This is a genomic window from Gilvimarinus sp. 1_MG-2023 (assembly GCF_030548285.1).
Genome location: NZ_JAUOSC010000011.1, coordinates 26,044 through 52,978, shown reverse-complemented (window position 1 = coordinate 52,978; position 26,935 = coordinate 26,044). Strand labels below are relative to the sequence as shown.

The following is a 26,935-nucleotide window of genomic DNA, read 5'->3' as shown; positions in this document are numbered from 1 at the left end:
TATGAATGGCGGGGCTCATACTCTGGCCGAAGTGCCGGTTTCGACCTTAAAGGGGGTGGGGCCGGCGCTGAGCGAGAAACTTGCCAAGCTCGGTATCCAGACCCTCGGCCAGCTCTTATTTCATTTGCCCAGCCGCTATTTGGATCGCACCCGGGTGCAACCCATCGGTGGCCTACAGCCGGGCATCAGCGCAGTTATTGAAGCCGAGATAAGAGCCTGCGATGTACTCTATGGCCGGCGCCGTTCATTGGTGTGTAAAGTACAAGACAACACCGGCACCCTAACGCTGCGCTTTTTTCATTTTACCGCCGCGCAAAAACAGCGCCTGATTGCGGGGGCCCGCCTACGCTGCTTTGGCGAGCTGCGCCGCGGCGGATCGGGGCTCGAAATAGTACACCCGGAATACGAGGTGTTGGATCGGGGCCAACCCAAACCCTTAGAACAGAGCTTTACGCCCCATTACCCCACCACCGAGGGGCTGACGCAACCGAGAATTCGCGCCCTGATGGAGCAGGCGCTGGTCCGGCTCGAACAGCAGCCTATCGCTGAGCTTTTACCCGAGGCCCTTACCCGTTCACTGGGGCAGGTGCCGCTGAGCCAAGCGCTCAAGCTCTTGCACAAGCCGCCTTTGAATACTGACTTACAAGCTATTAGCGAAGGTACGCACCCCTATCAACAGCGTTTGGTATTTGAGGAGTTGCTGGCCCATCAACTGAGCATGCTCATGTTTCGCCACAGCGCAAAACGCGCCACTGCTATCCCCCTGCAAGACGCAACGGGGTTGACCGAGCAGTTTAAAGAGCAACTGCCGTTTGCCCTGACCGCCGCCCAACAGCGAGTAACCGCTGAGATTATGACTGATTTAGCCCAACCCGAGCCCATGCTCCGGCTGGTGCAAGGGGATGTGGGCTCGGGCAAAACCGTAGTGGCCGCGCTGGCAGCACTGGCCGCAGTTGCCAGTGGGCAGCAGGCGGTGATTATGGCCCCCACCGAAATCTTAGCCGAGCAGCACTACGCCAATTTTAGCCAGTGGTTGAGCCCACTGGGCCTGCAGGTCAATTATCTGAGCGGGCGTCAAAAAGCGGCGGCACGACGCGAATCGCTCAGTGCGGTCGCTCAAGGCGAGGCGCATATTGTGGTGGGCACACACGCGGTGTTTCAAGAAGACGTACAATTTGCCCGGCTCGCGCTGGCTATTATCGACGAACAGCATCGGTTTGGTGTACACCAGCGCTTGGCCCTCAGTGACAAAGCGCCGCCAGGCACCACACCGCACCAGTTAATCATGACCGCCACGCCTATTCCACGCACCCTGGCCATGAGCGCCTACGCCGATCTGGATTGCTCAGTCATCGACGAACTGCCTCCGGGGCGCACGCCCGTCAGCACCGTGGTCATTTCCGACCAGCGCCGCGCCGAGGTGATAGAGCGCGTTAATACCGCCTGCCAGGATGGGCGACAGGCCTACTGGGTGTGCACCCTTATTGAAGAGTCTGAGGCGCTGGAGGCCCAGGCCGCCGAGGCTACCTGCGAGCTGCTGCAATCGTGCCTGCCCAACGCCCGGGTGGCGCTGGTACACGGGCGTATGAAAAGCCGCGAAAAAGAGGCGGTGATGACCGCCTTTAAGGCCGGCGAGATCGACCTGCTAGTGGCCACCACCGTGATTGAGGTCGGAGTCGACGTTCCCAATGCCAGCTTGATGATCATCGAAAACCCCGAGCGCCTGGGCCTGTCGCAGCTGCACCAATTGCGCGGCCGGGTAGGGCGCGGAGCCACTGCCAGCCACTGCGTCTTACTCTACGGCTCGCCCCTGTCTAACCACAGTAAAGAGCGCCTGCGGGTGATGCGCGAAAGCAGCGATGGGTTCTATATCGCCGAGCAAGATCTGGAGCTGCGAGGGCCGGGGGAGGTACTCGGCACCCGACAAACCGGGGCCATGCAATTTCGCATTGCCGATTTGGGTCGCGACGCCTATTTGCTACCTCAGGTGAATGCGGCGGCCGAGTCGATGCTCCGGCACCATCCCGGCCACGCTCAGGCGCTGCTGCAGCGCTGGCTCAGCGGTCGGGAAAAATATCTCGGCGCCTAAGCTAAAAAGTGTTTTGTGCGAACTATAATCACTCAGTAGGGCATAATCGGCGTTTATCGGAAAAATATGCACTCGGTCACAAATGGCATGAAAAGACACACGATAAACGTCACTATTTACTGCTAATCTAGTAGATAGACTAGATACATTACGCATTGATTCAGAGCACTGCATAAGCTGTGGCTAAATCGAACTACTTGTTCACAGGAGAGACACCGTGCCAGTACCTACCAGCGTAGAATCGCTACTCAGCAGTCAAAACATTCGTTATGACTTAGCTGCTACGCCCAATGATAACGACAATCGATCACTCTGGCACGATCAACACCTGCGCAATGTTGGCGCGGCAAAATCGATTTTATTGCAAGATGAAGTCGGCCGGGTGCAAGTGGTGATTGCCGCCAACACACTGCTCGATTTAAACGCAGTGAGCCGCCAACTCAACCGTGAACTACAAGCGGCCAGTGCACAGGAACTCAAACAATTTTGCGACGCCAATCATTTCCAGTCCGTTCCCGCTTTGCCGCAAGTGGCCGGACTGTTAACTTTGGTGGATCAAGCGCTACTCGATCGCGATGAGTTGCTACTAGATTCTGGTGATAACGAACAACTGATCCATGTGCAAAGCGCCGATTTTCAACAGACTCTTAATGACGCTATCGTATGTGACATCTCTGTCCCTCTCGCTCCACTGGAGGCGGATAACAGCCAGGCGGATGATCTGGCCAATATCAACAGCGCCATTCAAAACTTTACCCAGATGCGCATTAAGCAGCGGCTGGAAGAAACCTTAGAATTACCGCCTTTATCCGATACCGCCCAGCGTATTATCAAATTGCGGGTCGACCCCAATGCCGATATCTCGGATTTAGCGCAAATTGTCGAAACCGACCCCAGCCTGGCTGCACAGGTAGTTAGCTGGGCCGCCTCGCCTTACTACTCGGCGCCGGGCAAAATTAAATCCATTCACGATGCCATAGTTCGGGTGCTCGGCTTTGATATGGTACTCAATCTCGCCTTGGGATTAGCGCTGGGCAAAACCATATCTATGCCCAAAGACAGCCCCAATGGCGAACTTGCCTACTGGCATCAGTCGGTCTATATGGCCGCCACCATCGAAGGCCTGGTCACCGCCATTCCTCGCGACCAACGGCCCAGCTTTGGCATGGCCTACCTAACCGGCTTACTGCACAATTTTGGCATGTTGGTGATGGCTGAGGTATTTCCACCCCATTACACTAAATTTTGCCGCCTGAGCGAAGCCAACCCGCACACCACACCGCAAGCCATCGAACGGCATATACTGGGCATGACTCGCGATCAAGTTGCCGGCTGCTTAATGGAGCTCTGGTCGATGCCCGAAGAGGTGGTGGTTGGTATCCGTCACCAACAAAACCCGGAGATCACGGGCGAGCACGCAATTTATGCCAAACTGATCTATATCGCCAAGTGCCTGCTGCGCCAGCATGGTATTGGCAATGGTCCCAAGGTAGACATCCCCCAATCCTTACTGGATGAGCTGCACTTAAATAAAGATAAGGCCGAGGCCACAGTGGCCAATATCATCGAGTCCACAGACGAGTTAGAGCATATCGCCAGCGCTCTATCCCCCAGTTAACCGGCACCGACAACCCCAGAACGACCCCAATAAAAAAACCGGCTTATCGCCGGTTTTTTTATCTTTCCGCCCTGCGCTCTAGGGTGAGGGTGGGGCAGCGAATTTTTCCCGATCCAGCAGCGATTCACTGTTGGCGACCACACTACTGACGGTAGCATCACCGGTGATATTGACCGAGGTACGCAGCATATCCAGCAGGCGATCAACGCCGATAATCATGGCAATCCCCTCAACAGGTAATCCGGCTTGTTGCAATACCATGGTCAGCGTAATCATGCCCACACCCGGCACCCCAGCGGTACCGATAGAGGCTAGGGTCGCGGTAAGCACCACCATCAAATAACCGCCAATGCCCACATCAATACCGTAGGCCTGGGCAATAAACACGGTTGCCACCCCCTGCATAATAGAGGTGCCATCCATATTAACGGTGGCCCCCAAAGGCAGAGTGAAAGACGCAACTTTATTATCCACCCCCAACTTGTCGCGCACAGTGGTCAAGGTAAATGGCAAAGTGGCGTTGCTGGACGCGGAGCTAAAACCAAACAACAGCACCGGAAACAGCTTGCGAAAGAAGTGCAGGGGGTTTAGCCCAGCCAAGAGTTTTAACAAGCCGGGGTAAACAATAAAACACTGAATCATCAGCACCGCCACCACGGTGCCAAAGTACCAGGCCAGGTTGCGAATCACCCCAATGCCCTCACCGGCAAACAATTTAGCCAGTAAACAAAAGACCCCATAGGGCGCAAAGTGCACCAGTATCAGCACCATCTTCATGACCACCTGATTGAGGTTGTTAAAAAACTCAACCATGGGCCTGGCACTGTCACCACTGCGAGAAATGGCAATTCCGAGTAGAACCGAGAACACAATCACTTGCAGCATATTGCCCTCGGCCATGGCCTGCACCGGGTTGTCGGGAAAGATATTGACCAACGTCTCTTTGATTGACGGTGCTTGAGGGGTAATCGCTACCGACGTAACGTCCGGTTCAATGCCCTCCCCCGGGGCTATTAAAGTGGCTACCGTAATGGCTAGACTGATCGCAATAGCGGTAGTGATCAAATACAGACCAATGGTTTTGATCGCCAATGAGCCCATGCGGGCATGATTTCCGAGCGCCGAGGTGCCACACACCAGCGACACAAATACCAATGGCACAACCAATAATTTCAGCGAGGCAATAAAAATACTACCCACCGCGTCAAACACACCATCCACTAAAAAGACTTGAACCCAGCTGTTGTCCGCCCCGCCCGACAGTGCATTTAAACCGAGCCCGGACAAGATGCCGAGCACCATGGCGATAAGTATTCGTTTTGTTAAACTCACAGAAATAACTCCTGAACTGCGCTGCGCAAAGTATGCACAGGCCGATATGTAATAGTGTGCCAATCTGGCACCTGAATAATATCACCGGTACGCGGATGGCGATCGATTCGGTGACTGACCTTAAAAGTCACAATGCCCGGCACAGCGGGAACCCAATAGAGGCCCAGCTTTGCCAACTAGCTCGTTCGCCGCGATAGGCGTTAACCCGATAACTGCACCATTGACCACGACCCACTCTGCTCTTTTCATAAGTATTGGACTCTTCTTCTATAGCCAGCCGGCATTTTTTATAATTCTCCATTATTATTCACACCTAAACCCCATTGATGTAAACGATGCGCCATTAAACCAAGGCCTAAGCCCGCGGTAAAGCATACAACGCTATCACGCCAGTAACAGGGGCTGTTAGAATAGCCGCCGTTGTCACTGAGCTTTGCTGGGGTTTGTGTTGTCTCTGTATGCCACCGATTGTCGCCACTTAATATCGCGCTTATACCCTTTGCGACGGGGCGGATTTGGGCTGTGGCAAAACACAGGTCGCTGTTTTCAACTACCCAGTCATCTTCGCTCTTGGCTGACCGACCCGAGCTCCCTGACCGCCCGCTTAAACCAACTGGGCGGCAAGCCAATCAGTGTGCACATAGTGCAACAGGGGTGGGGCAGGCCAAGCTTGAGCGAGGCCAACACTTTGGGTATTGCCCCGCATAGTGCATGCTTGGTGCGCGAGGTGATACTGCGCGGGCCACAACAGCAGCCCTGGGTGTTTGCCCGCAGCTTATTTCCCGCCACCAGCCTTAAGGGACCACTCAAACATCTTCGCCATTTGGGCCGCCGCCCCCTAGGTGGCTATTTATTTAGCCATGCTCAGCTGGGCCGCTCAGCGTTACAATTGGCACTGCTGCCCCCAACTGGGTTGGTGCCCGAGGCGTTACAGGGCTCAAGCGCACTTTGGGGCCGCCGCTCGGTGTTTACTTTGCACAACAAGAAACTACTGGTGAGCGAGATTTTTCTGCCCGCCTTTGAACACACTCTGACCAGGACAGACTAAATGCGTAACCGACTGATGCTGTTCGTGCAATTAACAAGGCTCAATCGTCCGATTGGCTGGTTGTTGGTGTTATGGCCCACTCTATGGGCGCTCTGGTTGGCCAGTGATGGGACGCCGAGAATTGACCTGCTGATCATATTTAGCTTGGGGGCAATCGTAATGCGCTCGGCTGGCTGTATCATTAACGATATTGCCGACCGCAAATTGGATGGTCATGTAAAGCGCACTCAAGACCGACCTCTGGCTCTCGGCCAGCTGCAACTAAGTGAAGCCTGGGCAGGCTTCGCTGCGCTGGTGTTTATTGCCATCATTTTAGTATTACTGACCAATACATTAACGATGTTGCTGGCCGTCGGCGCACTCGTTCTCGCCAGTGTTTACCCCTTTATGAAGCGCTATACCCATTTGCCACAACTGATATTGGGAGCAGCGTTTGCCTGGAGTATTCCCATGGCCTTTGCCAGCGTGCAAGAAACGGTGCCGGTAGAGGCCTGGCTGGTGTACTTCACTGTGGTTATCTGGACCATGGTCTACGATACTTTTTACGCTATGGTGGATCGGGATGATGATATTCAAATAGGCATCAAATCCACAGCCGTCTTATTTGGCGAGCAAGATCGACTGATTACCGCCACCTTGCAAATTCTAGTCGTGGGTGGCCTGTTAATGATGGCCCCTCGATTTGAGCTCAATGCACTTTATTATCTTGGCGTTGCCACGGCGAGCGCCCTGTTTATTTACCAGCAGCGACTGATTCGGTATCGTCAACGCAGCCAGTGCTTTAAAGCGTTCTTAAACAACCACTGGGCACAGCTGGCCATACTGCTAGGCATCATTGCCGGTCAGCTACCTTTATAGAAAACACCACATTGTGGCAAATCGATCCCGTTACTGTCATAAATATGCAACAATTAATACATTAAATACGCTTGCGCCGTCGGTTAACGCACCTTGGTCATTAATGACCGTTCCGACATTGAGATTTTATCTTTCCGTATTTTAATGGATCACAGGCAGGCACTATGACAAGTCGTACCATTCTCATCGTTGATGACGAATCCGCCATTCGCGATATGCTGCGTATCGCTCTGGAAATGGCGGAATACCGCTGCCTAGAGGCCAGTAACGCACAGGATGCTCACGGCCTGATTGTGGATGAAAAACCCGATCTCATATTATTGGACTGGATGATGCCCGGCACCAGTGGTATTGAGTTGGCGCGCCGGTTAAAGCGCGATGAGGTCACCGCTAACATTCCCATTATTATGCTGACCGCTAAAGGCGAGGAAGATAATAAAATTCAGGGGTTGGAAGTGGGTGCCGATGATTACATCACCAAGCCTTTCTCTCCACGCGAACTGGTAGCACGCCTCAAAGCAGTTTTGCGCCGCACCGACCCCCAATCCAGCGGCAAACCCATTAAGGTTCAGGGGTTGTGCCTGGATCCCGCCAGCCATCGCGTCACCATCAATGAGCGCGAAGTGGATATGGGGCCTACCGAGTTTCGGCTGTTGCAATTTTTTCTGACCCATCAAGAGCGAGCTTATACCCGCGGCCAATTGTTGGATCACGTGTGGGGTGGTAATGTTTACGTGGAAGAGCGCACGGTCGATGTCCATATTCGTCGTCTGCGCAAAGCGTTAACCGTAGATCAACACGAAAACCTGGTACAGACCGTACGCGGTACAGGCTATCGATTTTCCACTAAGGTCGGCTAATAATCGCGGCTCGTAAACCCGCGCCACACAGAGCTGCCCCGTCAGTAAGGTTATCATTTGTTGCAAGGATTTCACGCCGAAGTTAAACGCCTGCTGCTGTTGATTGCGATGGCGTCTATTATCGGTCTGCTGGTCGATCAATTAGCCATCACACTGCTGCTTGCCACCGCTTGGTACACAGGTTGGAACCTCTGGCAAATGCTGCGTCTGAGTATTTGGCTGCAAGGCAAGCGCAAAAGTCAGCCTCCCGAGTCCACCGGACTTTGGGGGGAGGTTTTTGACGCTATCTATCACCTACAGCGCCGCCAGAAGCGCGAAAAAAACAATCTGCAAGCGGTGATCAACCGTGTTCAGGAAACCACCTCCGCCCTAAAGGACGGGGTGATATTACTCGACTGGCGTGGCCAGCTAGACTGGTGGAACCCAGCCGCGCAGCGACTGCTTGGGTTTTACAACTCCGATCAGGGCCAGTCAGTGGTGAATTTTATACGCGATCCACGTTTTGTCGATCACTTTGAGCAAGGTGATTATAGCGAGCCGCTGGATATTCCCTCGCCACGCTTTCCCGATAAGCGACTGCAGTTTCAAATCACCCGTTTTGGTAAGAATGAACGCCTTATCGTTGTGCGCGACATTACTCAGATTTTCCATTTGGAGCAGATGCGCAAGGATTTTGTCGCCAATGTGTCGCACGAATTACGAACCCCGTTAACGGTGATTAGCGGCTACCTCGAAACCATGGCCGACAACAATACCACCCCCGCCTGGAGCCGGCCATTTGAACAAATGCAGCAGCAATCGAAACGCATGTCACTGCTGATTAACGATCTGATTATGCTCTCCAAGCTCGAAACCACAGACACCGGCTTTAACCAGAAGCGGCTGGAACTTGGACCTCTATTGCAGACGATCAAAGCCGAAGCCATGGTGTTGGCCTCCGACAAACAGCAAACCATTACTCTGGATATGACGCCAGAGCTCAGTGTCGTCGGCACCGAAAAAGAACTGCACAGTGCTTTTTCCAATTTGGTCATTAACGCGGTCAAATACACCCCTGAACAAGGCGCAATCGCCATGCGCTTATGGCGCAGCGGCCCGCATATCTATTTTTCGGTCACCGACAACGGAGCGGGGTTTGAATCTAAACATATCCCGCACTTAACAGAGCGTTTTTATCGTGTGGATGCCAGTCGCAACAGTAAAACCGGCGGCACCGGCCTTGGCCTTGCCATTGTGAAACATGTTTTGCTCCGGCACGATGCCGAGCTGCAGATTCACAGTGAAGTGGGTAAAGGCAGTGTATTCACCTGTATTCTTCCTGCTAACGATGGCCGCACCGGCCTGCGGCCTAGGGACAAATAACCCACTTCGCGCTACACTAGCTGCAACCCCATTGGCGTTTCCCTGAACGGGGCCAAACAAACCCAAGGCATTTGCTTTGTCAGGCAGATAATAATAAATTCGGTCATAGCGACCGGACAATCACTGACCGAGCGGGCACTTAACCGACCATTGAGTCTTTATGCGAAGATTTCTGATCACCACAGCCCTCTGTCTGGCCATTTGGCCGGCCTATGCTACCCACCTAAACGTGCAGGAGCGGTTTGTCTATACCCCCTGTGGCGAGCGCGTCGTCTTAATGGGCCCCAACCGCATGGTGTATCGAATGGACCGCACGGGCTTGTCGAGCTTTGCCGAGATCGCCAAAACAGGAGCCAACAGTGTGCGACTTATCTGGACGGTTGAGGGCACCGCCGAAGAATTGGATACGGTTTTGCGCAATGCCCGCGAGCAACGATTATTCCCCATTGTCGAGGTGCACGACGCCAATGGCGACTGGTCAACCCTTACGGGACTGGTGGACTACTGGCTGCGCCCCGACATTGTGGCCACCGTCGCCCGCCACCAAGCCTATACCATTGTCAATATTGGCAACAACGCAGGCGATATGGCTGCCCTGAAGCAATACATAGACGGCTACACTCAAGCCATACAACAGTTGCGCAGCGCTGGGTATAAAACTCCACTCATGATAGATGCGCCGGGGTGGGGCAAAGATATTGACGCTCTGCAAACTGCCGCCCCAGACCTACTGGCCGCTGACCCACAGAATAATATTCTGCTATCGGTGCATATGTGGTGGCCAAAGATGTGGGGTTACGACGCCGAGCGCGTACGCCAAGAAATCATACAATCGGTAGAAGCCGGGTTACCCCTTATTATTGGCGAATTTGGCAACCGCTGGGACGACACCGACGGTGGGGAAATTCCCTATCGAGCCATTATTAAGACAGCTTTGGAATTTGACATTGGCTTTATGCCTTGGTCTTGGGGCCCCGGCAATAAACCACAACAACACTTGGATATGACCGACGACGGCACCCTACAGGGCTTAACCGGGTGGGGACGGGAAATCATGTTGGATGAGCCCTACGCCATAGCACACAATGCAGTCACACCGAACTGGCATTGCATGACAAGCCAAGAACCTGCACCATAAAGCTTTGCGGCCCGACCTCGAGCATACAAACTGATTATGAGCCTACCCGAAAACGAACTGGACCCTAAACAGCGCAGCAACGTTTTGCGTCGTACCTATAACAAGGTTAAGCAAAAGTACGCCGGTAAAATACGTGAAAAAGCCATTGAACGAGCCAAAAATCGTATTTATTTGCACGGCCGCAAACCCGATGAGTACGAGCCAGATGTACTGGAAGCTATTGTGAAAGAAGAGGAAGATAAGATCATCAGCGATTACAAATCGCGCGGCATGGTCGCTCTGGTGGCCGCTCTCGGCCTGAGCCTGTTTCCATAATCTTTTCCTAAAGGCATCGCCATGTTTCGATTTCTTGCCAAATCCGCTCTGGCCACTTTTATCTGGAAGCGCTACCACCGCCCGATTCTCGCCACACTCACTCTTTTATTGGGCTATTTTTTAGTGGGGATGGTCCACGGCGATTATGTGGATTACGCTCACAGCGCTCAAGATACCACTGGGCTATGGTTGTCTTACCTTCTCAAATGGGTGCTACTGATCACATTCACGCTGATCTATTATTTTTACCTAAAGCGGATCTTGCGAACTCCCGAGCCCGCCATACAGCAAACACCTCCGCCCACTAACGGAACTAAAAATACCCGCGAGCCTCCAAGTGCCTCCGATCCGTTTGCCGGAATACGCGATAAGAAAACATTAAAAAGTCACGCCGATCGGGCACTGGACAAAGCATTTCGCCCCAAAAACTAACTGTTTTCGTTGGTTGAGGGTCAAGCAGCTCATTTGTTCAGGCGCGTGATCACCCTGTTCACTGTGATCAAAGTAATGATAACTATGAAAATTTGGAATTCACTGCGCTTAACTCTGCTGGCGATGCTCACGCTCGCCAGTATTGCCACAGCTGCCGCGCCGCCTGAGGCCACCCACAGCGATCATCAAGCCGAGCGACTATTTGAACAGGTGTTTGAGCAGTGGGTAGCACTCAGCCCTATGTGGCAAACCCAGCTTGGCCGCGACACAAACAAAGGTCAGTGGGATGATATTTCTCCCGCCGCAAACACTCGGGCGCACCACTTATACCAACAGCAACTTGAACAGCTACAAGCTTTAGACACCGATAGCCTATCGCCCGCTAATCAATTAAATCGGCGTTTGTTAATCAACCAACTACAAACCAATATCCGCCACTATCGCTGGCGCAACCACTCCTATCCGGTCAATCAAATGTTTGGTTGGCACTCTCATATTCCCGCGTTTTTAATCAACTCCCACACCATCCAAAACGAGGCGGACATCGCCGCTTTTATTGCTCGCCTGCATGGTGTTGCACCACTGATTGAACAATTGATTAAACACTTACAACATCAGGCCGAGCAGGGCATTTTAGCGCCGAGCTTTGTTTACCCCCTGGTAATTCAGGACAGCCGAAATATCATCAGCGGTGCCCCTTTTACAGCGACAGCAATCAGTGCTACCGACGGTGCTGCAAAGCCCAGCCCGTTGTGGCAGCACTTTACCCAACAGCTCGATGGTTTGGCGTTACCCCAGGCCAAAGAAAAGCGCTACCTAAATGCCGCTCGCGACGCGCTACTAAACTCTGTTGAGCCGGCCTATCAAAACCTTATTCAAACACTGACCACTCAGGAGCGAGCCTCTGATACACGCGCTGGAGTCTGGAAATTACCACAGGGCGATGACTACTACCGAGCCAAGCTCAAAGCGATAACAACCACAGAGTTCAGCGCCGAGCATATTCATCAAATGGGACTCGACGCCGTAGCCAGAATCCACCAAGAAATGAAGCAATTGCAAAAAACCATTGGCTATAAAGGTGACTTATCCGCTTTTTTTAATCACCTCAAACAAGACCCCGCTTTGTATTACGCCAATACACCGCAGGGGCGACAAGATTACTTGGCCGACACCCGGAGTATTATTGCTGACATAAAACAGTTGCTGCCCGATTTATTTGGCCGACTCCCCCAAGCCGAATTAGTGGTAAAAGCGGTGGAACCCTTTCGGGAAAAATCAGCAGGCAAAGCTTTTTATCAGTCGCCCGCCCAAGATGGATCCCGGCCCGGCATTTACTACGTCAACCTGCACGATCTATCGGCTATGCCACGCTATCAAATGCAGGCACTGGCCTACCACGAGGCGCTGCCAGGGCATCACATGCAAATTGCCATCGCCCAGGAACTAACCAACACACCCGCATTTCGCCGCCATAGCCATTACACCGCATATATTGAAGGTTGGGGTTTGTACGCAGAAAAAGTGCCTCAAGAGCTTGGGCTTTACCAAGACCCTTATGCCGATTTTGGCCGGCTCAGCTTTGAGCTCTGGCGGGCTATTCGACTTGTGGTCGATACCGGCTTGCACCACTATCGCTGGAGTCGAGAGCAAGCCATTGACTATTTTGTAGAGCATTCACCTATGACCCGAGAAGATGCTACTCGCGAGGTTGAGCGTTACATCGTTTTACCAGGGCAGGCGACCGCTTATATGGTAGGACTGCTCGAAATAGAAAAACTCAAAACTAAAAGTCAGCGCTTACTCGGCAATGCCTTTGAACTTAAAGCATTTCACGATATTATTCTCGGCTCTGGCGCACTGCCATTGAATACTTTGCAAGAACAGGTCGACACTTGGATTAGCTCGATAAACGCCCAACAGCAATGATACAATCGCCCCATTGAGACACCTATAAAGAGATTTTATATGCACAATTTCTTACGCATTAGTTTGATATCGATTCTAACTCTAGGCAGTGTTCAGGCCTTCGCCGGGCCGAGTGAGCTGGGAAAATATTATCGAACTCTTCGATCAAATTATGAAATGATGCAAGAGATATATCGCCGCTGTCCGAGCCTAGACAAGCCGGATCTTATACAGCGAAGTAAAGTCGAGAATATAATGATCGAAAAGGTGGGCATAGAACAATATGCGCACTTTATGGGGGTAATTTCCAAATCTAGCCTTAAAAAAGATGCAATAGCAACTGTAGATAAGCTTTTCAGTACATTAAATGAGGAATGCAGCTCTTCTGATTTGTCTGCCGTAGTATCACGAATCACCACAGTACATAAACAAAATTTTCAATTGCTCGAAAAAGAGCCGTCTATTACTAAAGCCCAGCCCGTTCCTGTGCCTTTGCGCCGCGCCGAGTAACACTTGCAAAGCCGGGCGCAAGCCCGGCTGTATCGTTCTGTTTAACTAAGCTAATAACGAACACTGCCTAGCGAAATTCCGGCCAATCCCCACCTGAGTAAATTACAAAAACACCCAACTAACCGCAAAACCCGCGACGGCATTGTGCTCGGTTTCCACCAGCGGACTGTCGACAAAATCGGCACCCTGTATATTTGAATATCGAAAATAAAACGCATACCAATAATCACTGAATCGACGACTTAAAGACACTTGACCATTGAAGCCATTGTAACCACTGCGCGCGTTAAACTCTGGCCGCTCTGGGGTGACATACTCAGGTTTTACCGAATAGTAGTAATCGTGATATTTGCCGCTGGCAAGCACCGGTCCGGCGCGCAGGGTCCACCGCCAGCCATCACCGTGATCAAGCCGATAGATTAGAGAGGGGGTACTGGTAATACCTATATAATCTGGCGAGCCATCGCCCACAGTAAATACCGCACGCAATGGTATACTCAGCGACAATCCGTCCGAAAAGTGCTCGCCGGTTAGATTAATGTTGACCGCAGGCCCCACCTCTAATGTCGACAATAACTCCGGCATTCCCAAACGCAATGCGTTTTTGTCACTATCGGGCGTAATTGATAACGCCATGCTGGCATTAAGCTCAATACTATCGGTACGCAAAAAATCACCGCGCACGCCATCGCGATCGGTTCTAATCACTGGCCCGCGATACACCACATAGGGCAGTGGAGCAATATACTCGTGGTAAGTTTTCGAGCCTTTATAGTCAGGAGCGGTAAGCCCTCCCAACCCAACACCTACCTCCCAACGCTTAACGTCCGGCTGTTGTGACGCGCTCTCTTCTTTTGTCTTTTGCGCAACGGCCAATGTACTCATCAAGCAAAATAAAGGCATGAAGATTAAATAAGGCTTAATCAATGTAAGGTATCCTGCCCGAACATGGCGCGTACATCAGCCGTAGGAAATGAATACACTTGATTACAAAACTGGCAATCAATGGTAATTGCTCCCTGCTCCACCAATAAACTTTCCACCTCATCCCGGCCTAAGGATTTCAGTGCATCTTCACTGCGCTGGCGCGAACAGCGACATGAAAATTCTAAATATGCTGGGTCAAACAATCTTACCGAAAGCTCGTGAAACAAACGAAATAATAATTCGCTGTGCTCTACCCGCAGCAGCTCTTCTCTCTTAACCGTTTCGCTCAAAGCAACCGCGGTATACCACTGATCTTCGTTCACCTCGTCCGTTTCGGCCAATTGCCGAGGCAGCGCTTGCAGTAAGAGCCCTCCGGTTCGCCCTGAATCAGCCGCCAACCACAAACGAGTTTTCAACTGCTCGGATTGATAGAAATAATGTTCCAGACACTCAGCCAAGGTATCGGCCTCTAAGGGGACAACGCCTTGATAGCGCTCGCCCTGAGTAGGATCAAGCGTGATGGTCAACACCCCTTGCCCCATTAAGTCGGCTAAGCTATGAGCTCCATCTTTAAATTCTGCGTTTTCGGCTAATCGGACAATACCGCGCAATGCATTGTGGTGAGTGCACTCGGCCATCATCAAACCAATTGGGCCATCACCCTTCGCTTGCAGCGTCATAATGCCATCGAACTTTAGGGTACTGGACAAAAGAGCCGCGGCGGTTAGCAATTCGCCCAACAATTGTTGAACAAAATCTGGATACGCGTTGTTGGCCAGCACATCTTGATAACTTTGCTCTAGCGAAACGATTTCACCGCGTATATCACAGTCATCAAAAATAAAACGATGCAATAAATCTTTATTACTCATAACACCTCAAATTGGTTAGCAATGCTCGGCAATGGACTGCTCTAATTCTTTTTCGCGTTCTTGGCGCTCACGTTCAGAAATATCATACTCATTACCCTCTTCATCGACAAAATAAACAGGACCTTTCAGCTTGCGTAAATACTCTTTCGCCTGAGCGCAGCGTTGATCTTGCTCCTGTTGGGCTTGTTGTTCCTGGCGTCTTTTTTGGGCAGTCTCGCTCGTCAGCTCTTCGTTTTCACCTTCAGGGAAAACACGGTTTAATTTCTTCGTTTCCTGGTGACTTTCATCGACATTAACAGGTTTAAGTGTTTTTTCGATTGACTCGGCCTGTACATCTCCTGGATTGCGATCACTGTAATGAACTTTTCCATCACTGTCGGTCCAACGATATAACTCAGCGCCACATACCGCTGGCACGCTTATCATCACCATTAATGCTAACTTCCATCCTACACGCATTGATCCTTCTCCTTTGTTTTTACCATTGTTGCCGGTTAGTCTTCATCCATAATTCGCCGAAATCGGTGTATTTGTCGGCGCTGCTTTTTGTTGGGCTTGTGTTCACTCACAATAAACGCCCCTAGACCTGCCTTGCGCTCGGTGGCACGCCGCTCACGCAGCTCGATACTGGCATGGGACTCCCGGTAAAGCTTTTGCGCCTCTGGGGCGCCGCGACGTTGATCAGTTAACCCCAGCACTTCGACAGTTTTATCGTCCCACCCCTGGCGAACGGTAACCATGGCGCTGGCCTCAATTTCACGACTGGGTTTTACCCGCTGGCCATCCACCTGAACCTTGCCAGACTCAATCGCTTGTTTCGCCAGACTGCGGGTTTTAAAGAATCGAGCGGCCCAGAGCCATTTATCAATACGTACTTTATCCATGGCGCTATTATGCCACGGGTGGCATGATTTCACTGAAATGTTGAATCGCAGGATAACCTTTGACTCGCCGTTCGATATAACTGTCTGGCTGATGAATGGCCAGCAGGTGACCGATGCCATAATCCCGCGCCGAGTCCAACACTCGCAGGGTATCATCGACAAATAAGGTGCGCTCTGCATTAAAGGGCACTCGTTCAGCCAGTGAATGCCAAAATTCCTGCGCTTCTTTTGGGTGCTTAAATTCGTGAGAGGAAATTACCAAATCCAACCACTGATCCAAATCGGTCAACTCAAACTTTAATGACATACTCTGTGGGTGGGCATTGGTAACCAAGATCGCCTGCTTGCCGGCAACGCGCAGACGATTGAGGAACTCCTCCACATGGGGGCGAATTTGTATCTTATGCTGAATTTCCACCTTCAACGCCCGAATGTCTAAATTGAGTGTCTCCGACCAATACTCCAGACAATACCATTTCAATTGACCCTGCTCGGCCGCTATTTGCTGCTCCAACCGGGAGCGTACATCTGCAAAGGGCTGACCGTGTATTTCAGCGTAGCGTTGGGGCAGATGCTGCGTCCAGAAATAGTTATCAAAATGCAGATCTAGCAAAGTGCCATCCATATCCAACATTACGGTATCAATTGATTGCCAGTCGACCATTGTTTACCCCTGCACTGAATTCAGTGCGCATTTTAGCATTCAACGGCGGGAGTTTGACCCGCCACCCTCGCAGACTGATGTAAAACCCATAACTAACCCGAGAACCAGTACCACGGTATTATGTTTTGTAAATTCGCCGCTAAAATCGCATAACCTGCGAGCTACCAATGTTAATGTCGGCTTTTCAATTGAACATCGAGGTTAACCACATGCAGTATTTACGCCCTATAGGGCTGCTAACGCTTCTCTTGACCGCCATAATGGGCTACGCCGCGCAAGAGCAACCCAGTTATGACGCGCGACTAAGCCAATATAGCTACCCCTACCCGGTACAAACCTTTAGTTTTCAATCGCAGCGCCAAACACTGCAAATGAGCTATATGCACCTAGCGGCTCAAAACGACAAACCGACCGTGCTCTTGCTGCACGGCAAAAACTTTGCCGCCGACTACTGGCACAAAACCGCAGAATTTTTACACGCCCGCGGTTACGGCGTCTTAATGCCGGATCAAGTCGGTTTTGGCAAATCATCTAAGCCTAGCCATTACCAGTTTAGCGCCGAAGGCCTGGTCAACAACACCCGCACCTTAGTGCAGTCACTCAACCTTGAGCAGGTGATAGTGATCGGCCATTCCATGGGGGGGATGCTGGCTAGCCGCTATGCACTTAACCACCCCAACGAAGTCGAAACTCTCGTGCTAATCAACCCGGTGGGGTTAGAGGACTATCTTAAGTACGTAGAGTACAAAGATCCGGAATTTTTCTATCAAAGCGAACTGAAAAAAACCGCCGCTGATGTCATACGCTACCAAAAAAAGCACTACTACGACGGCAAATGGCAATCGGAATATCAGGCGCTAACCGAGATACACGCCGGTTGGATCAACGGCCCCGATTGGCCGCAGGTAGCCTGGAATAACGCCCAAACCTACGATGTGATTTTTACCGGTGCGGTGGTTAATGAATTCCCGCAAATGGCCGTACCGGTACACCTAATTATTGGCACTCGGGACACCACCGGCCCCGGGCGCGGCTGGAAAAAAGCCGGGGTTGAATACACCCTGGGCCAGTACGATAAATTGGGTAAACAAGCGGCCCGTGCCATCCCCGATGCTCAATTGCACGAGTTAGACGGTATCGGTCATATGCCGCAATTTGAAGCATTTGAGCGCTATAAGCAGGTGTTGCAAGAGATTTTTGACTAAAAGTAATACAAGAGTCCTGCGCAAACATAGAGCTCGGCAGGCTCGCTCTGGTATTATGACTCGAAGCAGAGGGTCGATACTGCGCTTAATGAGCCGCAGTATCGACCCCAACTACAATCAAGCGAATAACCGTCAATCAGCGGAAAACGTATGCCCAAACCTGTCATCTTGCAACGTCAAACCGTCGCCCGCAGCCGCCTTTTCCGGGCCGAAGAACTCCAGCTTGAATTTTCTAATGGCGAGCGACGCACCTATGAAAAGCTCTGCAGTGGCGGCCCCGGGGCGGTGCTAATGGTGCCTATGCTGGACGATTCCACGGTATTAATGGCTCGCGAGTATGCCGGTGGCCTGGAGGACTACCATTTATCGCTCCCCAAAGGCGCTATAGATGCGGGTGAAAGTCCCGAACAAGCGGCCAACCGAGAGCTTAAAGAAGAGGTTGGGTACGGCGCCAAATCCATCCAGCTGTTAAAACAAGTACACCTTTCACCCTCTTACATGGAACACAAAATCAATATTTTGCTGATGCGAGACCTCTACCCCGAGGTTTTACCAGGGGACGAACCGGAACCCATCGAGGTGGTGCCTTGTAAACTGGACGACCTTTTTCAACTGGTGATGCGCGACGATGTGATCGAAGGACGCACCATTGCTGCACTGTACTTGGCCCAGCACTGGATGACGCAACATTCATCATAACAATTGTGCGACATTTACGCCCATCCTCGCTCCAAATCAGTCTAACCGGACGGATTACCTGTTAACCCTAGCGTGCTAAGCTTATTCTTTACCAATGCAAACACGTAACAGGGAGCTAGTTATGGCACATGCACAGCGTCAATTTGGTGTTTCCATTAATATCAATCACACCGGCCGCTTAAGGCAGCAGTTAATTTCCGAAATAACCGGTCTGGAAAGACAGGTGCACGAATTAAAGTTGCAGGGCAAGGCCGTTGATTTTTCCTTAATGGCGTCTTATAAAGAGTTGATCAACAGCCGCAAAGACCTGTTGAAAAAGCTTCCCAACTCTTGGTGTTGGTAGCCACACATTAAAGCTTTATAGCTGGCCAACAAAATTACAGGGGCCGTGCCGCGAATCCAGCTGCTCTTGAATAATCGTCCAGGCAGTTTTACACGCCCCAGTTGATCCCGGCAGACAAAACATTAAAGTGCGATTGGCAAGGCCCGCCGTCGCGCGCGACTGAATGGTCGAACTGCCGATTTCGCGATAAGAGACCTGCCGAAACAGCTCGCCGAAACCTACCACCGTTTTATCAAACAGCGGGGTTACCGCCTCAACCGTGGAATCGCGCCCGGCAAAACCGGTGCCGCCGGTAATCAACACCACCTGAATATCATCCCCGGCAATCCAGTTCGATACCAGCGCGCGAATTTGGTAAATATCGTCTTTGACTAAGGCGCGATCCAACACCTTATGCCCGGCAGATTCGGCCAGTTCTTGCAGCGCCTGCCCCGAGGTGTCGGTGTCGCGATTACGGGTATCGGACACGGTTAGCACGGCAATATTTAACGGTACAAATACTTTTTCACGACTCATAAAACAACGTTCTCATTAATAGCAAGTGGGCAGCGAAAGCCGCACTAACCGCATAGCAAAAGTAACAGCGTGGGTTTTAGTCTCTTTCATACCCTTTCAAGCGCGCGCTTCGCTCTAACCACCGGTCATATTCATAAAGCGCACCACCTGAACATCGGATGATTGCACATCAAAGCTGTGGGCCTCGGGTTTAATCTGCACCGCCTCACGAATGGCCGCTTCGAGCTCTTCATTGGTACTTCCCGGCCGACGCAGCACGTGGCGCAGATCGCGGCTATGTTCTTGGCCTAAACACAACAACAACTTACCGGTGGCGGTCAGGCGCACCCGATTACAGCTGCCGCAAAAATTATGACTGTGAGGGGAGATAAACCCAACCTTTGATTGGGCGCCTGCCACCGTCCAGTAGCGCGCGGGGCCACCTGTCTGCTCGGCGCTGGGCACCAAGTTAAAGTGGCGGGACAACTCCGCACGCAGCTCATCACTGGAAATGTACTCGGCTACCCGACCATGGCTGGTCACCTCACCCATAGGCATTTCCTCAATAAAGCTAATATCGAGATTGTGCGATAAGGCAAACTCCACCAGCTGACCGGCCTCATCAGCGTTGTAATGTTTAAGCGCAACACAGTTGAGCTTGGTGTGACGGAAACCAGCGGCGATAGATGCCTTTATACCTTGCAGTACATTTGCCAACTGACCGTGGCGAGTCATGGTATGAAACTTATCGGCCGATAGGGTATCCAGACTAATATTAAGGCGCGACAACCCAGCGGCACGCAACGGCTCAGCCATCTCGGCCAAGCGGGTGCCATTAGTGGTCATGCAGAGCTCTTGTAAACCCTCAATGGCGGCCAGTTTTTCCACCAGAGACACAATGCCCTGCCGCACCAGTGGCTCACCTCCGGTCAGGCGAATTTTTTGCACGCCCAACCCCACAAACATCTGCGCCAGCTGCTCGAGCTCTTCCAGCGACAACACCTCTTTGCGAGGCAGGAAAGTCATGTCCTCTGCCATACAATAGACACAACGCAAATCGCAGCGATCGGTGACCGACATACGTAGGTAGCGTATCTCTCGACCAAAACGATCGACTAAAGTGGGCGTTAATAGTTTTTGCATAACATTGATAGTAACAAATTCCCGCCAAGGAGGATTAAATACTCGCAGCATGAAAGACAATCCTCCAGCTGCCACGAACTTATTTGCTTTTAGCAGGGCAAAATCCAGACCATGACGCGCCCTCCAAAGCCAATACCGGTACTCGCCTCCAAGACCAAGCCTTTTTAGCAAGCGGCTAAGATTTACGTCCTTTACTTAATACAAACCTGCACCACTTTATGGCAAGCAAAAAATATCGCACATCACAAGCACCATGATTGACCACTTAAAATCCTCACTAAAATCTCACATTCGGTGCATATGATGGTGCACCGCGCACCATTACAACACTTTGAAAATTACGGGCAATTTTTAATCAATTTAAAAACAACCTCATAACCTTCTGATTTATAAGAATTTAAAAAATTTTATACACCTTTCTTTATCACTGGCACCGACTTTGCTCTTACCCAGATCAAACACCCACAGACAATGGCTGCCCTGTACGGCCCAAGTGAGAATGCACCATGCACAACAATACGCCGCCCCCCAACACTATCATGTCGCTCAACAGCAAAATGTCGAGCCAGCCGGGTAAGGTATTGCTGGTAGGGGCCGGGCCGGGTGACGCCGAGCTGTTAACACTAAAAGCTCTCAAGGCGATAGAAAATGCAGACGTTATTTTCTATGACCAGCTAGTTAGTCAGGAGATCCGGGCGCTTTTCCCCAAAAGCACACCGGCCATTTATGTGGGCAAAGTAAAAAACCACCACAGTGTTGCTCAAACAGATCTCAACCAAATGCTGGTAGAGCACGCCAAACGAGGATTAAACGTCTGCCGAATTAAAGGTGGCGACCCTTTTGTTTTTGGTCGGGGTGGTGAAGAGCTTCTGACATTGCGTCAAGCCGGTTGCGATGCCGAAGTCATTCCCGGCATTACCGCCGCCTCAGGCTGTACAACCGCCGCCGACATTCCCCTGACCCATCGCGGTATCGCACAAGGCTGCACGTTTGTCACGGGGCACGGCGAAAAAGATTTGAACCTAAACTGGCAAGCACTGGCAAATTTAAACCATACCTTGGTTTTTTACATGGGCGTCAGTAAAGCCGAACACATTCAAACCCAATTATTACAAGCCGGTATGAATGGCCATACACCAGCCGCTTTCATTGAAAATGGCTGCCGCAAAAATCAGCGTGTGGTAACCACCACTGTGGGCGAGCTTTTTCAAACCGGTCAAGAGCACGGCGTACAGTCCCCCGCTCTAATCGTGGTGGGTGAGGTGGTACTAATGGCCCAGCAACTGCAAGACCTTGTATCTCAACAATCAACAGGCCAACCAGAAAGCCTGAGCGCATAACCGAATTAGCAGAGGAAGAATCATGACTACAGAACGCATCATCGTCGTCGGCAACGGAATGGTTGGTCACAAGTTTATCGATACTGTTATCAACAGCGACAACGCCGAAAATTTTGAAATTGTTACCTTCTCGGAAGAACCTCGTCTGGCGTATGACAGAGTAAAACTGTCCGCCTATTTCTCTGGCTCAAGCGTCGACGATTTAATGTTGACCTCCGAGGAGCACTACCAAAGTGCCGGCGTCGTTTACACCCTGAACGACAAGGTAGTAGAAATCGACGGTGACGCAAAAACCGTTACGACCGCTGCGGGCAAGGTAGAGGGTTACGACAAACTGGTTCTCGCCACTGGCTCCTTCCCTTTTGTGCCGCCTATACCCGGCAAAGACCAGCCTCACTGTTTGGTGTACCGCACCATTGAAGATCTGGAAGAGATCACCGCATCGGCCCAAGAAAGTAAAGTCGGCGTTGTTGTCGGCGGCGGCCTGCTCGGTTTGGAAGCGGCAAATGCGCTTAAAAACCTCGGCCTGGAAACTCATGTAGTTGAATTTGCGCCGCGCCTAATGGCGGTTCAGCTAGATGAAGGCGGCGGCGACTTACTGCGTCGCAAGATTGAATCATTGGATGTGAATGTTCACACCGAAAAGAACACCAAGAATATCGGCGCCGGTAAAAAACGTCGCTATGTTATGGAGTTCACCGATGGCAGCGAATTGGAAACCGACATGATTGTGTTTTCTGCCGGTATTCGTCCACAAGACGAATTGGCTCGCAATAACGGCATTGATATTGGAGAGCGCGGCGGCATTGTCGTTGACAACTTTTGTCGCACCTCCGTCGAAGACGTATACGCTATCGGTGAATGTGCCTTATGGGACGGCAAGATCTTTGGTTTGGTCGCCCCCGGCTACCATATGGCCAAAGTGGCTTACTCGCACATCAATGGCAGTAGTGACCAGTTTACCGGCGCCGATATGAGCACCAAGCTCAAACTGCTTGGCGTCGACGTGGCCAGTATCGGCGATGCTCATGCCCGTACTCCGGGAGCGCAAACTTACACCTACGAAGACGGTGTTAATGAAGTCTACAAGCGCATTATCGTCAGCGAAGATGGCAAAAAATTGCTGGGCGCCGTTTTGGTGGGCGACGCCGAAGCCTACGGCACACTGCAACAAATGTGCGTCAACGACATGGCTCTGCCCGACTCACCCGAGCAATTGATTCTGCCGGCCTCTGACGGCAGCGCTGGTGCCAGCATGGGTGTCGATGCACTGCCTGACACTGCGCAGTTGTGCAGCTGTTTGGATGTCACCAAAGGCGATATTGTCGATGCGGTGCAGGGCGGTTGCTGCTCCATGGGGGACATCAAAGATAAAACCGGTGCCTCTACCGGCTGCGGCGGCTGTGCCGCGTTGGTAAAAAGCGTGATGGACAAGGAGCTGGAAAATCTCGGGGTGGAAGTTAACAACCACCTCTGTGAGCACTTTGCTTACTCCCGTGCCGAACTGGCCGATATTGTTCGCGTTAAAAAAATTGAATCCTTTGATGCCCTGCTCGACAGTCACGGCCAGGGTGGTTTGGGCTGCGAAATTTGTAAGCCGGCGGTGGGTTCTATTCTGGCCTCGTTCTGGAACGATTACGTTTTAGAAGACAAGCATATGGGGCTGCAGGACACCAACGATATTTATCTCGGCAATATGCAAAAAGACGGCACCTACTCGATTGTGCCGCGCGTGGCCGGCGGTGAAATCACCCCGGATAAATTAATTGTTTTAGGGCAGGTCGCGAAAGAATTTAATCTTTACACCAAAATTACCGGCGGCCAGCGTATCGATCTGTTCGGCGCCCAGTTGCACGAACTGCCAATCATCTGGCAACAATTGGTGGAGGCCGGATTCGAAACAGGCCACGCTTATGGTAAATCCTTGCGTACCGTCAAATCCTGCGTGGGTAGCACCTGGTGTCGCTACGGCGTGCAAGACAGTGTCGGCATGGCTATCGCGCTGGAAAATCGCTACAAGGGTGTGCGCTCGCCCCACAAAATTAAATTTGGTGTATCGGGCTGTACCCGCGAATGCGCCGAGGCCCAATCAAAAGACTTCGGCATTATTGCCACAGAAAACGGCTGGAACTTATACGTTTGCGGTAACGGCGGCATGCGCCCTCGTCATGCCGATTTATTTGCCACCGACCTGGATGACGAAACGCTGGTGAAATATATCGACCGCGTGATGATGTTCTATATCCGCACAGCGGACCGTCTGCAGCGAACCTCAGTGTGGTTGGAAAACTTAGAGGGCGGCCTGGATTATTTGCGCGATGTCGTGATTAACGACAAGCTCAGTATCGCCCAAGAGCTGGAAGATAACATGACCAGCAATATTGGCAAATACCAGTGCGAGTGGAAAACCACCATTGAGAGCCCGGAAAAGCTCAAACGCTTCCGCCACTTTATCAATAGCGAAAAGCAAGACGAAAACCTAGCCTATGTGGTCGAGCGCGATCAGCGCCGCCCCGCGAATGAAACCGAGCGCGAGAACCACATTCCCGCCGTCGAAGTCACGGTGTAAAGGAGATTTCTAACATGACCAATCAAACCATCAACACATCCGAGGCAGGCCAGTGGGTTGACGTGTGCGACATCAACGACCTGACCCCGGAAACCGGCGTATGCGCGCTAGTAGGTGAACAACAAGTCGCGATTTTTTATTCCGGCAAGCTCGACCAGCTATTCGCCATTGATAACTACGACCCTATTGGCAAAGCCAATGTATTATCCCGCGGTATTATCGGCTCAATTGGCGAGCGCATTTGTGTGGCCTCACCGCTGTATAAGCAACATTTTGACCTGACCACAGGCGAGTGCCTGGAGCAGGCGGAACATCGCATCAGAGCGTATCCGGTCAATCTGGCAGGCAACCGCGTGCAGGTTGGCATCCGTTAACAGCGTCTTCGCCACAAGCCAATGCAGGTGGCGGTGTAACAGCAAAAGGGGACGCCCGGACTCTAAACGGGCGTAACTTTACTTAGCAATGCTTTCTTCCCCCGGTAACTTCATGGTATCGGACTTCTGGTGGCCACTTGGCCACCTTTTTTTATGCGCGGCTTTAAGCGCCATCTTTAAACAATTACCCCCGCAGGGTAGATTCCGACTTATACAGTGTCCTATTATGACCAAAACAACACCATGAATATGGAGATTTAGCTATGCGTTTAAAACATTGGGGGATATGGCTAGCAGCCATTTTTTGTGTCGCCGTTGCACCTTTAAGCTGGGCGGGGCCACGAGTGGCGGTAGTCGACTTTGAAAATAAAAGTCAGCACGGCGGCTGGCGAGTAGGCCGCGGCGCGGCCGATATGCTCACCACCGAGCTGGTCAAGGGCACCAATTTCGATATTTTTGAGCGCGATCGCCTCAACAGTATCATGCAGGAACAAAACTTTGGCTCATCGGGTCGGGTTGATACCGCCACCGCAGCCAAAATCGGTAAGATCATCGGCGTTCAATACATTGTCACCGGCTCGGTCACCGAATACGGCCAAAGCAGTTCCGGCGGCGGCGGCGGCGGCATTAATGTTGGCAAAAAGGGCTACCACGCCTCGGTAGATGTACGCGTGGTTGATGTGAACACCTCGCGCATTCTGTTCGCCGATACCGGCAACGGCCACAAAGCGTCCATGAACGTTCGTGTTTTTGGTTTTGGCGGCGGCGAGAGCTGGAATGAAAAAAGCGCCACCGAAGCCATGCGCGGCGCTATCAATGAGCTGGTCACCAAGCTGGACAACGCCGATTTCGCCAGTAGTACAGCGGCAGCTCAACCCGCCGGACCGGTATTATTGGCCGACGTAGCCGGCTCCGACATTATCCTCAATGCTGGCAGTGGCGCCGGCCTTAAATCAGGCCAAACCCTCACGGTTAAGCGCAAGGGCCGTGAAATTAAAGACCCGGCAACCGGTGCCGTGCTTAAAGTGACCTACAAAACCATTGGTAAAATTAAGCTTACCAGCGCCGAAAGCTCCTATGCCGAGGCGACAGTGGTCAGTGGCAGCGACTTTAAAGTCGGCGATATCGCCGAACCATAAACCGCGCTAATGCACACCACGGGGGGCCTTACTGGCCCCTTTTTTGTATCTGGCGGAATGCTACAATGCATGCTTTTACCGAGACCGCACCATGTTGCAAGGCGTTATTTTCGACCACGACGGTACCCTGGTGGACTCCGAGCGCAAACACTATCAGCTATGGGCCGATTTACTGTCCGAGTTTGGTGTTGATTTTAGCGAACAGATCTACCGAGACCATCTTGCCGGCATTCCCACCACAGCCAGTGCCGAGTACTTAACCACACACTACTCATTGCCAATTACCGCTCAAGCGTTGTATGAGAAACGCGAACGGGCTAATACAGTCGCCTTGAGCGAACAGGCCTGTCCCTTAATTGCTGGCGCCTTGGCACTGGTGCAATGGGTACACAGCCGCAACCTGGCCATGGCCATTGCCACTGGCGCACCCGAGCGAGAAGTGGAGCCAACCCTAGTACAGCACGGGCTGGGCGATTATTTCCCGATTGTGGCCAGCCGCGATAAAGTCGAGCGACCCAAACCTGCCCCCGATGTTTATCAACACGCCTTAACACAAATGCAGCTGAAGGCGGCACAGTGCATAGCTATCGAGGACAGTGCCACGGGGCTGCAGTCAGCCCTGGCTTGCGGGCTGGAGTGTATTGTGGTGCGCAACGACTATTCACGCGGCCACAATTTTGCCGGTGCCAGCGCCGTGTTCGAACATATGGATGAAGTAAAAAACTATTTAGCTCAGCGCCTATAGCTCTCAACAACGTTTAAAGCCAAGAGCTGGCCCCAGTGGTGCTCACTTGAAGTGGCACCACCAAAC

General features: G+C 51.8%; 28 protein-coding genes. 19 read left to right on the top strand and 9 right to left on the bottom strand.

The genetic code is table 11. From position 1 onward, the window contains the following. Position 1 precedes the first annotated feature (1 nt). Entirely contained in the window at positions 2-2,089 is a 2,088-nt protein-coding gene (gene recG / locus Q4563_RS12300; protein ID WP_303604681.1) for an ATP-dependent DNA helicase RecG, read from the top strand. A gap of 217 nt (positions 2,090-2,306) precedes the next feature. Then, the gene (locus Q4563_RS12295; RefSeq protein ID WP_215975000.1) at positions 2,307-3,707 is read left to right on the top strand and encodes an aminoacyl-tRNA deacylase and HDOD domain-containing protein; all 1,401 of its coding nucleotides are present in this window, start codon (positions 2,307-2,309) and stop codon (positions 3,705-3,707) included. Positions 3,708-3,785: 78 nt separating this feature from the next. Here the strand turns inward: Q4563_RS12295 and Q4563_RS12290 are convergent, their stop codons facing one another. Continuing rightward, complete coding sequence (locus Q4563_RS12290; RefSeq protein WP_303604680.1) at positions 3,786-5,039, bottom strand: dicarboxylate/amino acid:cation symporter; 1,254 nt, start codon at positions 5,037-5,039, stop codon at positions 3,786-3,788. Further along, a complete protein-coding gene (locus tag Q4563_RS23630) occupies positions 5,036-5,170 on the bottom strand; it encodes an HU family DNA-binding protein (RefSeq protein WP_442903757.1) in 135 nt (44 codons plus the stop codon). Before Q4563_RS23630 ends, Q4563_RS12290 begins: the two co-directional genes overlap by 4 nt. Positions 5,171-5,487: 317 nt before the next feature. Between Q4563_RS23630 and Q4563_RS12285 the strand changes: the two genes are divergently transcribed. The 9 genes from Q4563_RS12285 to Q4563_RS12245 all read left to right on the top strand — a co-directional run bounded on the left by Q4563_RS12285 (position 5,488) and on the right by Q4563_RS12245 (position 13,470). Beyond that, on the top strand, positions 5,488-6,087 hold the full coding sequence (locus Q4563_RS12285; RefSeq protein ID WP_215975003.1) for a chorismate--pyruvate lyase family protein: 600 nt from the start codon (positions 5,488-5,490) through the stop codon (positions 6,085-6,087). After that, a complete protein-coding gene (gene ubiA / locus Q4563_RS12280) occupies positions 6,088-6,945 on the top strand; it encodes a 4-hydroxybenzoate octaprenyltransferase (RefSeq protein ID WP_215975004.1) in 858 nt (285 codons plus the stop codon). 164 nt (positions 6,946-7,109) lie between these two features. Then, on the top strand, positions 7,110-7,805 hold the full coding sequence (gene phoB, locus Q4563_RS12275; protein WP_215975005.1) for a phosphate regulon transcriptional regulator PhoB: 696 nt from the start codon (positions 7,110-7,112) through the stop codon (positions 7,803-7,805). Between the two features lie 57 nt (positions 7,806-7,862). After that, a complete protein-coding gene (gene phoR, locus Q4563_RS12270) occupies positions 7,863-9,167 on the top strand; it encodes a phosphate regulon sensor histidine kinase PhoR (protein WP_303604679.1) in 1,305 nt (434 codons plus the stop codon). Positions 9,168-9,327: 160 nt separating this feature from the next. Further along, on the top strand, positions 9,328-10,305 hold the full coding sequence (locus Q4563_RS12265) for a cellulase family glycosylhydrolase (protein WP_303604678.1): 978 nt from the start codon (positions 9,328-9,330) through the stop codon (positions 10,303-10,305). Positions 10,306-10,341: 36 nt separating this feature from the next. Continuing rightward, the gene (locus Q4563_RS12260) at positions 10,342-10,620 is read left to right on the top strand and encodes a dihydrouridine synthase (RefSeq protein WP_215975008.1); all 279 of its coding nucleotides are present in this window, start codon (positions 10,342-10,344) and stop codon (positions 10,618-10,620) included. 21 nt (positions 10,621-10,641) lie between these two features. Next, positions 10,642-11,052: a hypothetical protein gene (locus Q4563_RS12255; protein ID WP_215975009.1), complete on the top strand. Its 411-nt coding sequence runs from the start codon at positions 10,642-10,644 to the stop codon at positions 11,050-11,052. A gap of 84 nt (positions 11,053-11,136) precedes the next feature. Beyond that, complete coding sequence (locus tag Q4563_RS12250; RefSeq protein ID WP_303604677.1) at positions 11,137-12,981, top strand: DUF885 domain-containing protein; 1,845 nt, start codon at positions 11,137-11,139, stop codon at positions 12,979-12,981. A gap of 39 nt (positions 12,982-13,020) precedes the next feature. Then, a complete protein-coding gene (locus Q4563_RS12245; RefSeq protein ID WP_303604676.1) occupies positions 13,021-13,470 on the top strand; it encodes a hypothetical protein in 450 nt (149 codons plus the stop codon). A 102-nt stretch (positions 13,471-13,572) separates the two neighbouring features. On the opposite strand, the gene Q4563_RS12240 is transcribed toward Q4563_RS12245, so the two are convergent. The 5 genes from Q4563_RS12240 to yrfG are packed head-to-tail and all read right to left on the bottom strand — an operon-like array spanning position 13,573 to position 16,817. Further along, positions 13,573-14,397, bottom strand: coding sequence for a MipA/OmpV family protein (locus Q4563_RS12240; RefSeq protein WP_303604675.1), 825 nt, complete (start codon positions 14,395-14,397; stop codon positions 13,573-13,575). Then, positions 14,394-15,269, bottom strand: coding sequence for an Hsp33 family molecular chaperone HslO (gene hslO, locus Q4563_RS12235; protein ID WP_303604674.1), 876 nt, complete (start codon positions 15,267-15,269; stop codon positions 14,394-14,396). Before hslO ends, Q4563_RS12240 begins: the two co-directional genes overlap by 4 nt. 15 nt (positions 15,270-15,284) lie before the next feature. Next, positions 15,285-15,728, bottom strand: coding sequence for a DUF4124 domain-containing protein (locus Q4563_RS12230; RefSeq protein WP_215975012.1), 444 nt, complete (start codon positions 15,726-15,728; stop codon positions 15,285-15,287). A gap of 35 nt (positions 15,729-15,763) precedes the next feature. Next, the gene (locus tag Q4563_RS12225; RefSeq protein WP_303604673.1) at positions 15,764-16,153 is read right to left on the bottom strand and encodes an RNA-binding S4 domain-containing protein; all 390 of its coding nucleotides are present in this window, start codon (positions 16,151-16,153) and stop codon (positions 15,764-15,766) included. Positions 16,154-16,160: 7 nt separating this feature from the next. After that, positions 16,161-16,817, bottom strand: coding sequence for a GMP/IMP nucleotidase (gene yrfG, locus Q4563_RS12220; RefSeq protein ID WP_303604672.1), 657 nt, complete (start codon positions 16,815-16,817; stop codon positions 16,161-16,163). Positions 16,818-17,026: 209 nt separating this feature from the next. Between yrfG and Q4563_RS12215 the strand changes: the two genes are divergently transcribed. The 3 genes from Q4563_RS12215 (at position 17,027) to Q4563_RS12205 (ending at position 19,064) form a co-directional block, all read left to right on the top strand. After that, positions 17,027-18,022: an alpha/beta fold hydrolase gene (locus tag Q4563_RS12215; RefSeq protein ID WP_303604671.1), complete on the top strand. Its 996-nt coding sequence runs from the start codon at positions 17,027-17,029 to the stop codon at positions 18,020-18,022. A 150-nt stretch (positions 18,023-18,172) separates the two neighbouring features. Next, positions 18,173-18,721: an ADP compounds hydrolase NudE gene (gene nudE, locus Q4563_RS12210; RefSeq protein WP_215975015.1), complete on the top strand. Its 549-nt coding sequence runs from the start codon at positions 18,173-18,175 to the stop codon at positions 18,719-18,721. 121 nt (positions 18,722-18,842) lie between these two features. Further along, positions 18,843-19,064: a hypothetical protein gene (locus Q4563_RS12205; protein WP_215975016.1), complete on the top strand. Its 222-nt coding sequence runs from the start codon at positions 18,843-18,845 to the stop codon at positions 19,062-19,064. Positions 19,065-19,079: 15 nt separating this feature from the next. Here the strand turns inward: Q4563_RS12205 and moaB are convergent, their stop codons facing one another. Both moaB and moaA read right to left on the bottom strand, forming a co-directional pair. After that, the gene (gene moaB, locus Q4563_RS12200; RefSeq protein ID WP_303604670.1) at positions 19,080-19,580 is read right to left on the bottom strand and encodes a molybdenum cofactor biosynthesis protein B; all 501 of its coding nucleotides are present in this window, start codon (positions 19,578-19,580) and stop codon (positions 19,080-19,082) included. 114 nt (positions 19,581-19,694) lie between these two features. Next, positions 19,695-20,753 carry a GTP 3',8-cyclase MoaA gene (gene moaA, locus Q4563_RS12195; RefSeq protein ID WP_336623034.1) on the bottom strand — a complete coding sequence of 353 codons (1,059 nt, stop codon included), beginning with the start codon at positions 20,751-20,753 and terminating at the stop codon, positions 19,695-19,697. A gap of 455 nt (positions 20,754-21,208) precedes the next feature. Between moaA and cobA the strand changes: the two genes are divergently transcribed. The 5 genes from cobA to Q4563_RS12170 all read left to right on the top strand — a co-directional run bounded on the left by cobA (position 21,209) and on the right by Q4563_RS12170 (position 26,869). Further along, positions 21,209-22,042 carry a uroporphyrinogen-III C-methyltransferase gene (gene cobA, locus Q4563_RS12190; RefSeq protein ID WP_442903756.1) on the top strand — a complete coding sequence of 278 codons (834 nt, stop codon included), beginning with the start codon at positions 21,209-21,211 and terminating at the stop codon, positions 22,040-22,042. A gap of 22 nt (positions 22,043-22,064) precedes the next feature. Next, a complete protein-coding gene (nirB, locus tag Q4563_RS12185) occupies positions 22,065-24,611 on the top strand; it encodes a nitrite reductase large subunit NirB (protein WP_303604669.1) in 2,547 nt (848 codons plus the stop codon). A 14-nt stretch (positions 24,612-24,625) separates the two neighbouring features. Then, on the top strand, positions 24,626-24,985 hold the full coding sequence (nirD, locus tag Q4563_RS12180) for a nitrite reductase small subunit NirD (RefSeq protein ID WP_303604668.1): 360 nt from the start codon (positions 24,626-24,628) through the stop codon (positions 24,983-24,985). 263 nt (positions 24,986-25,248) lie between these two features. Then, positions 25,249-26,124 carry a CsgG/HfaB family protein gene (locus Q4563_RS12175; protein WP_215975020.1) on the top strand — a complete coding sequence of 292 codons (876 nt, stop codon included), beginning with the start codon at positions 25,249-25,251 and terminating at the stop codon, positions 26,122-26,124. Positions 26,125-26,215: 91 nt separating this feature from the next. Continuing rightward, a complete protein-coding gene (locus tag Q4563_RS12170; RefSeq protein ID WP_215975021.1) occupies positions 26,216-26,869 on the top strand; it encodes an HAD family hydrolase in 654 nt (217 codons plus the stop codon). The last annotated feature ends 66 nt before the right edge of the window (positions 26,870-26,935 follow it).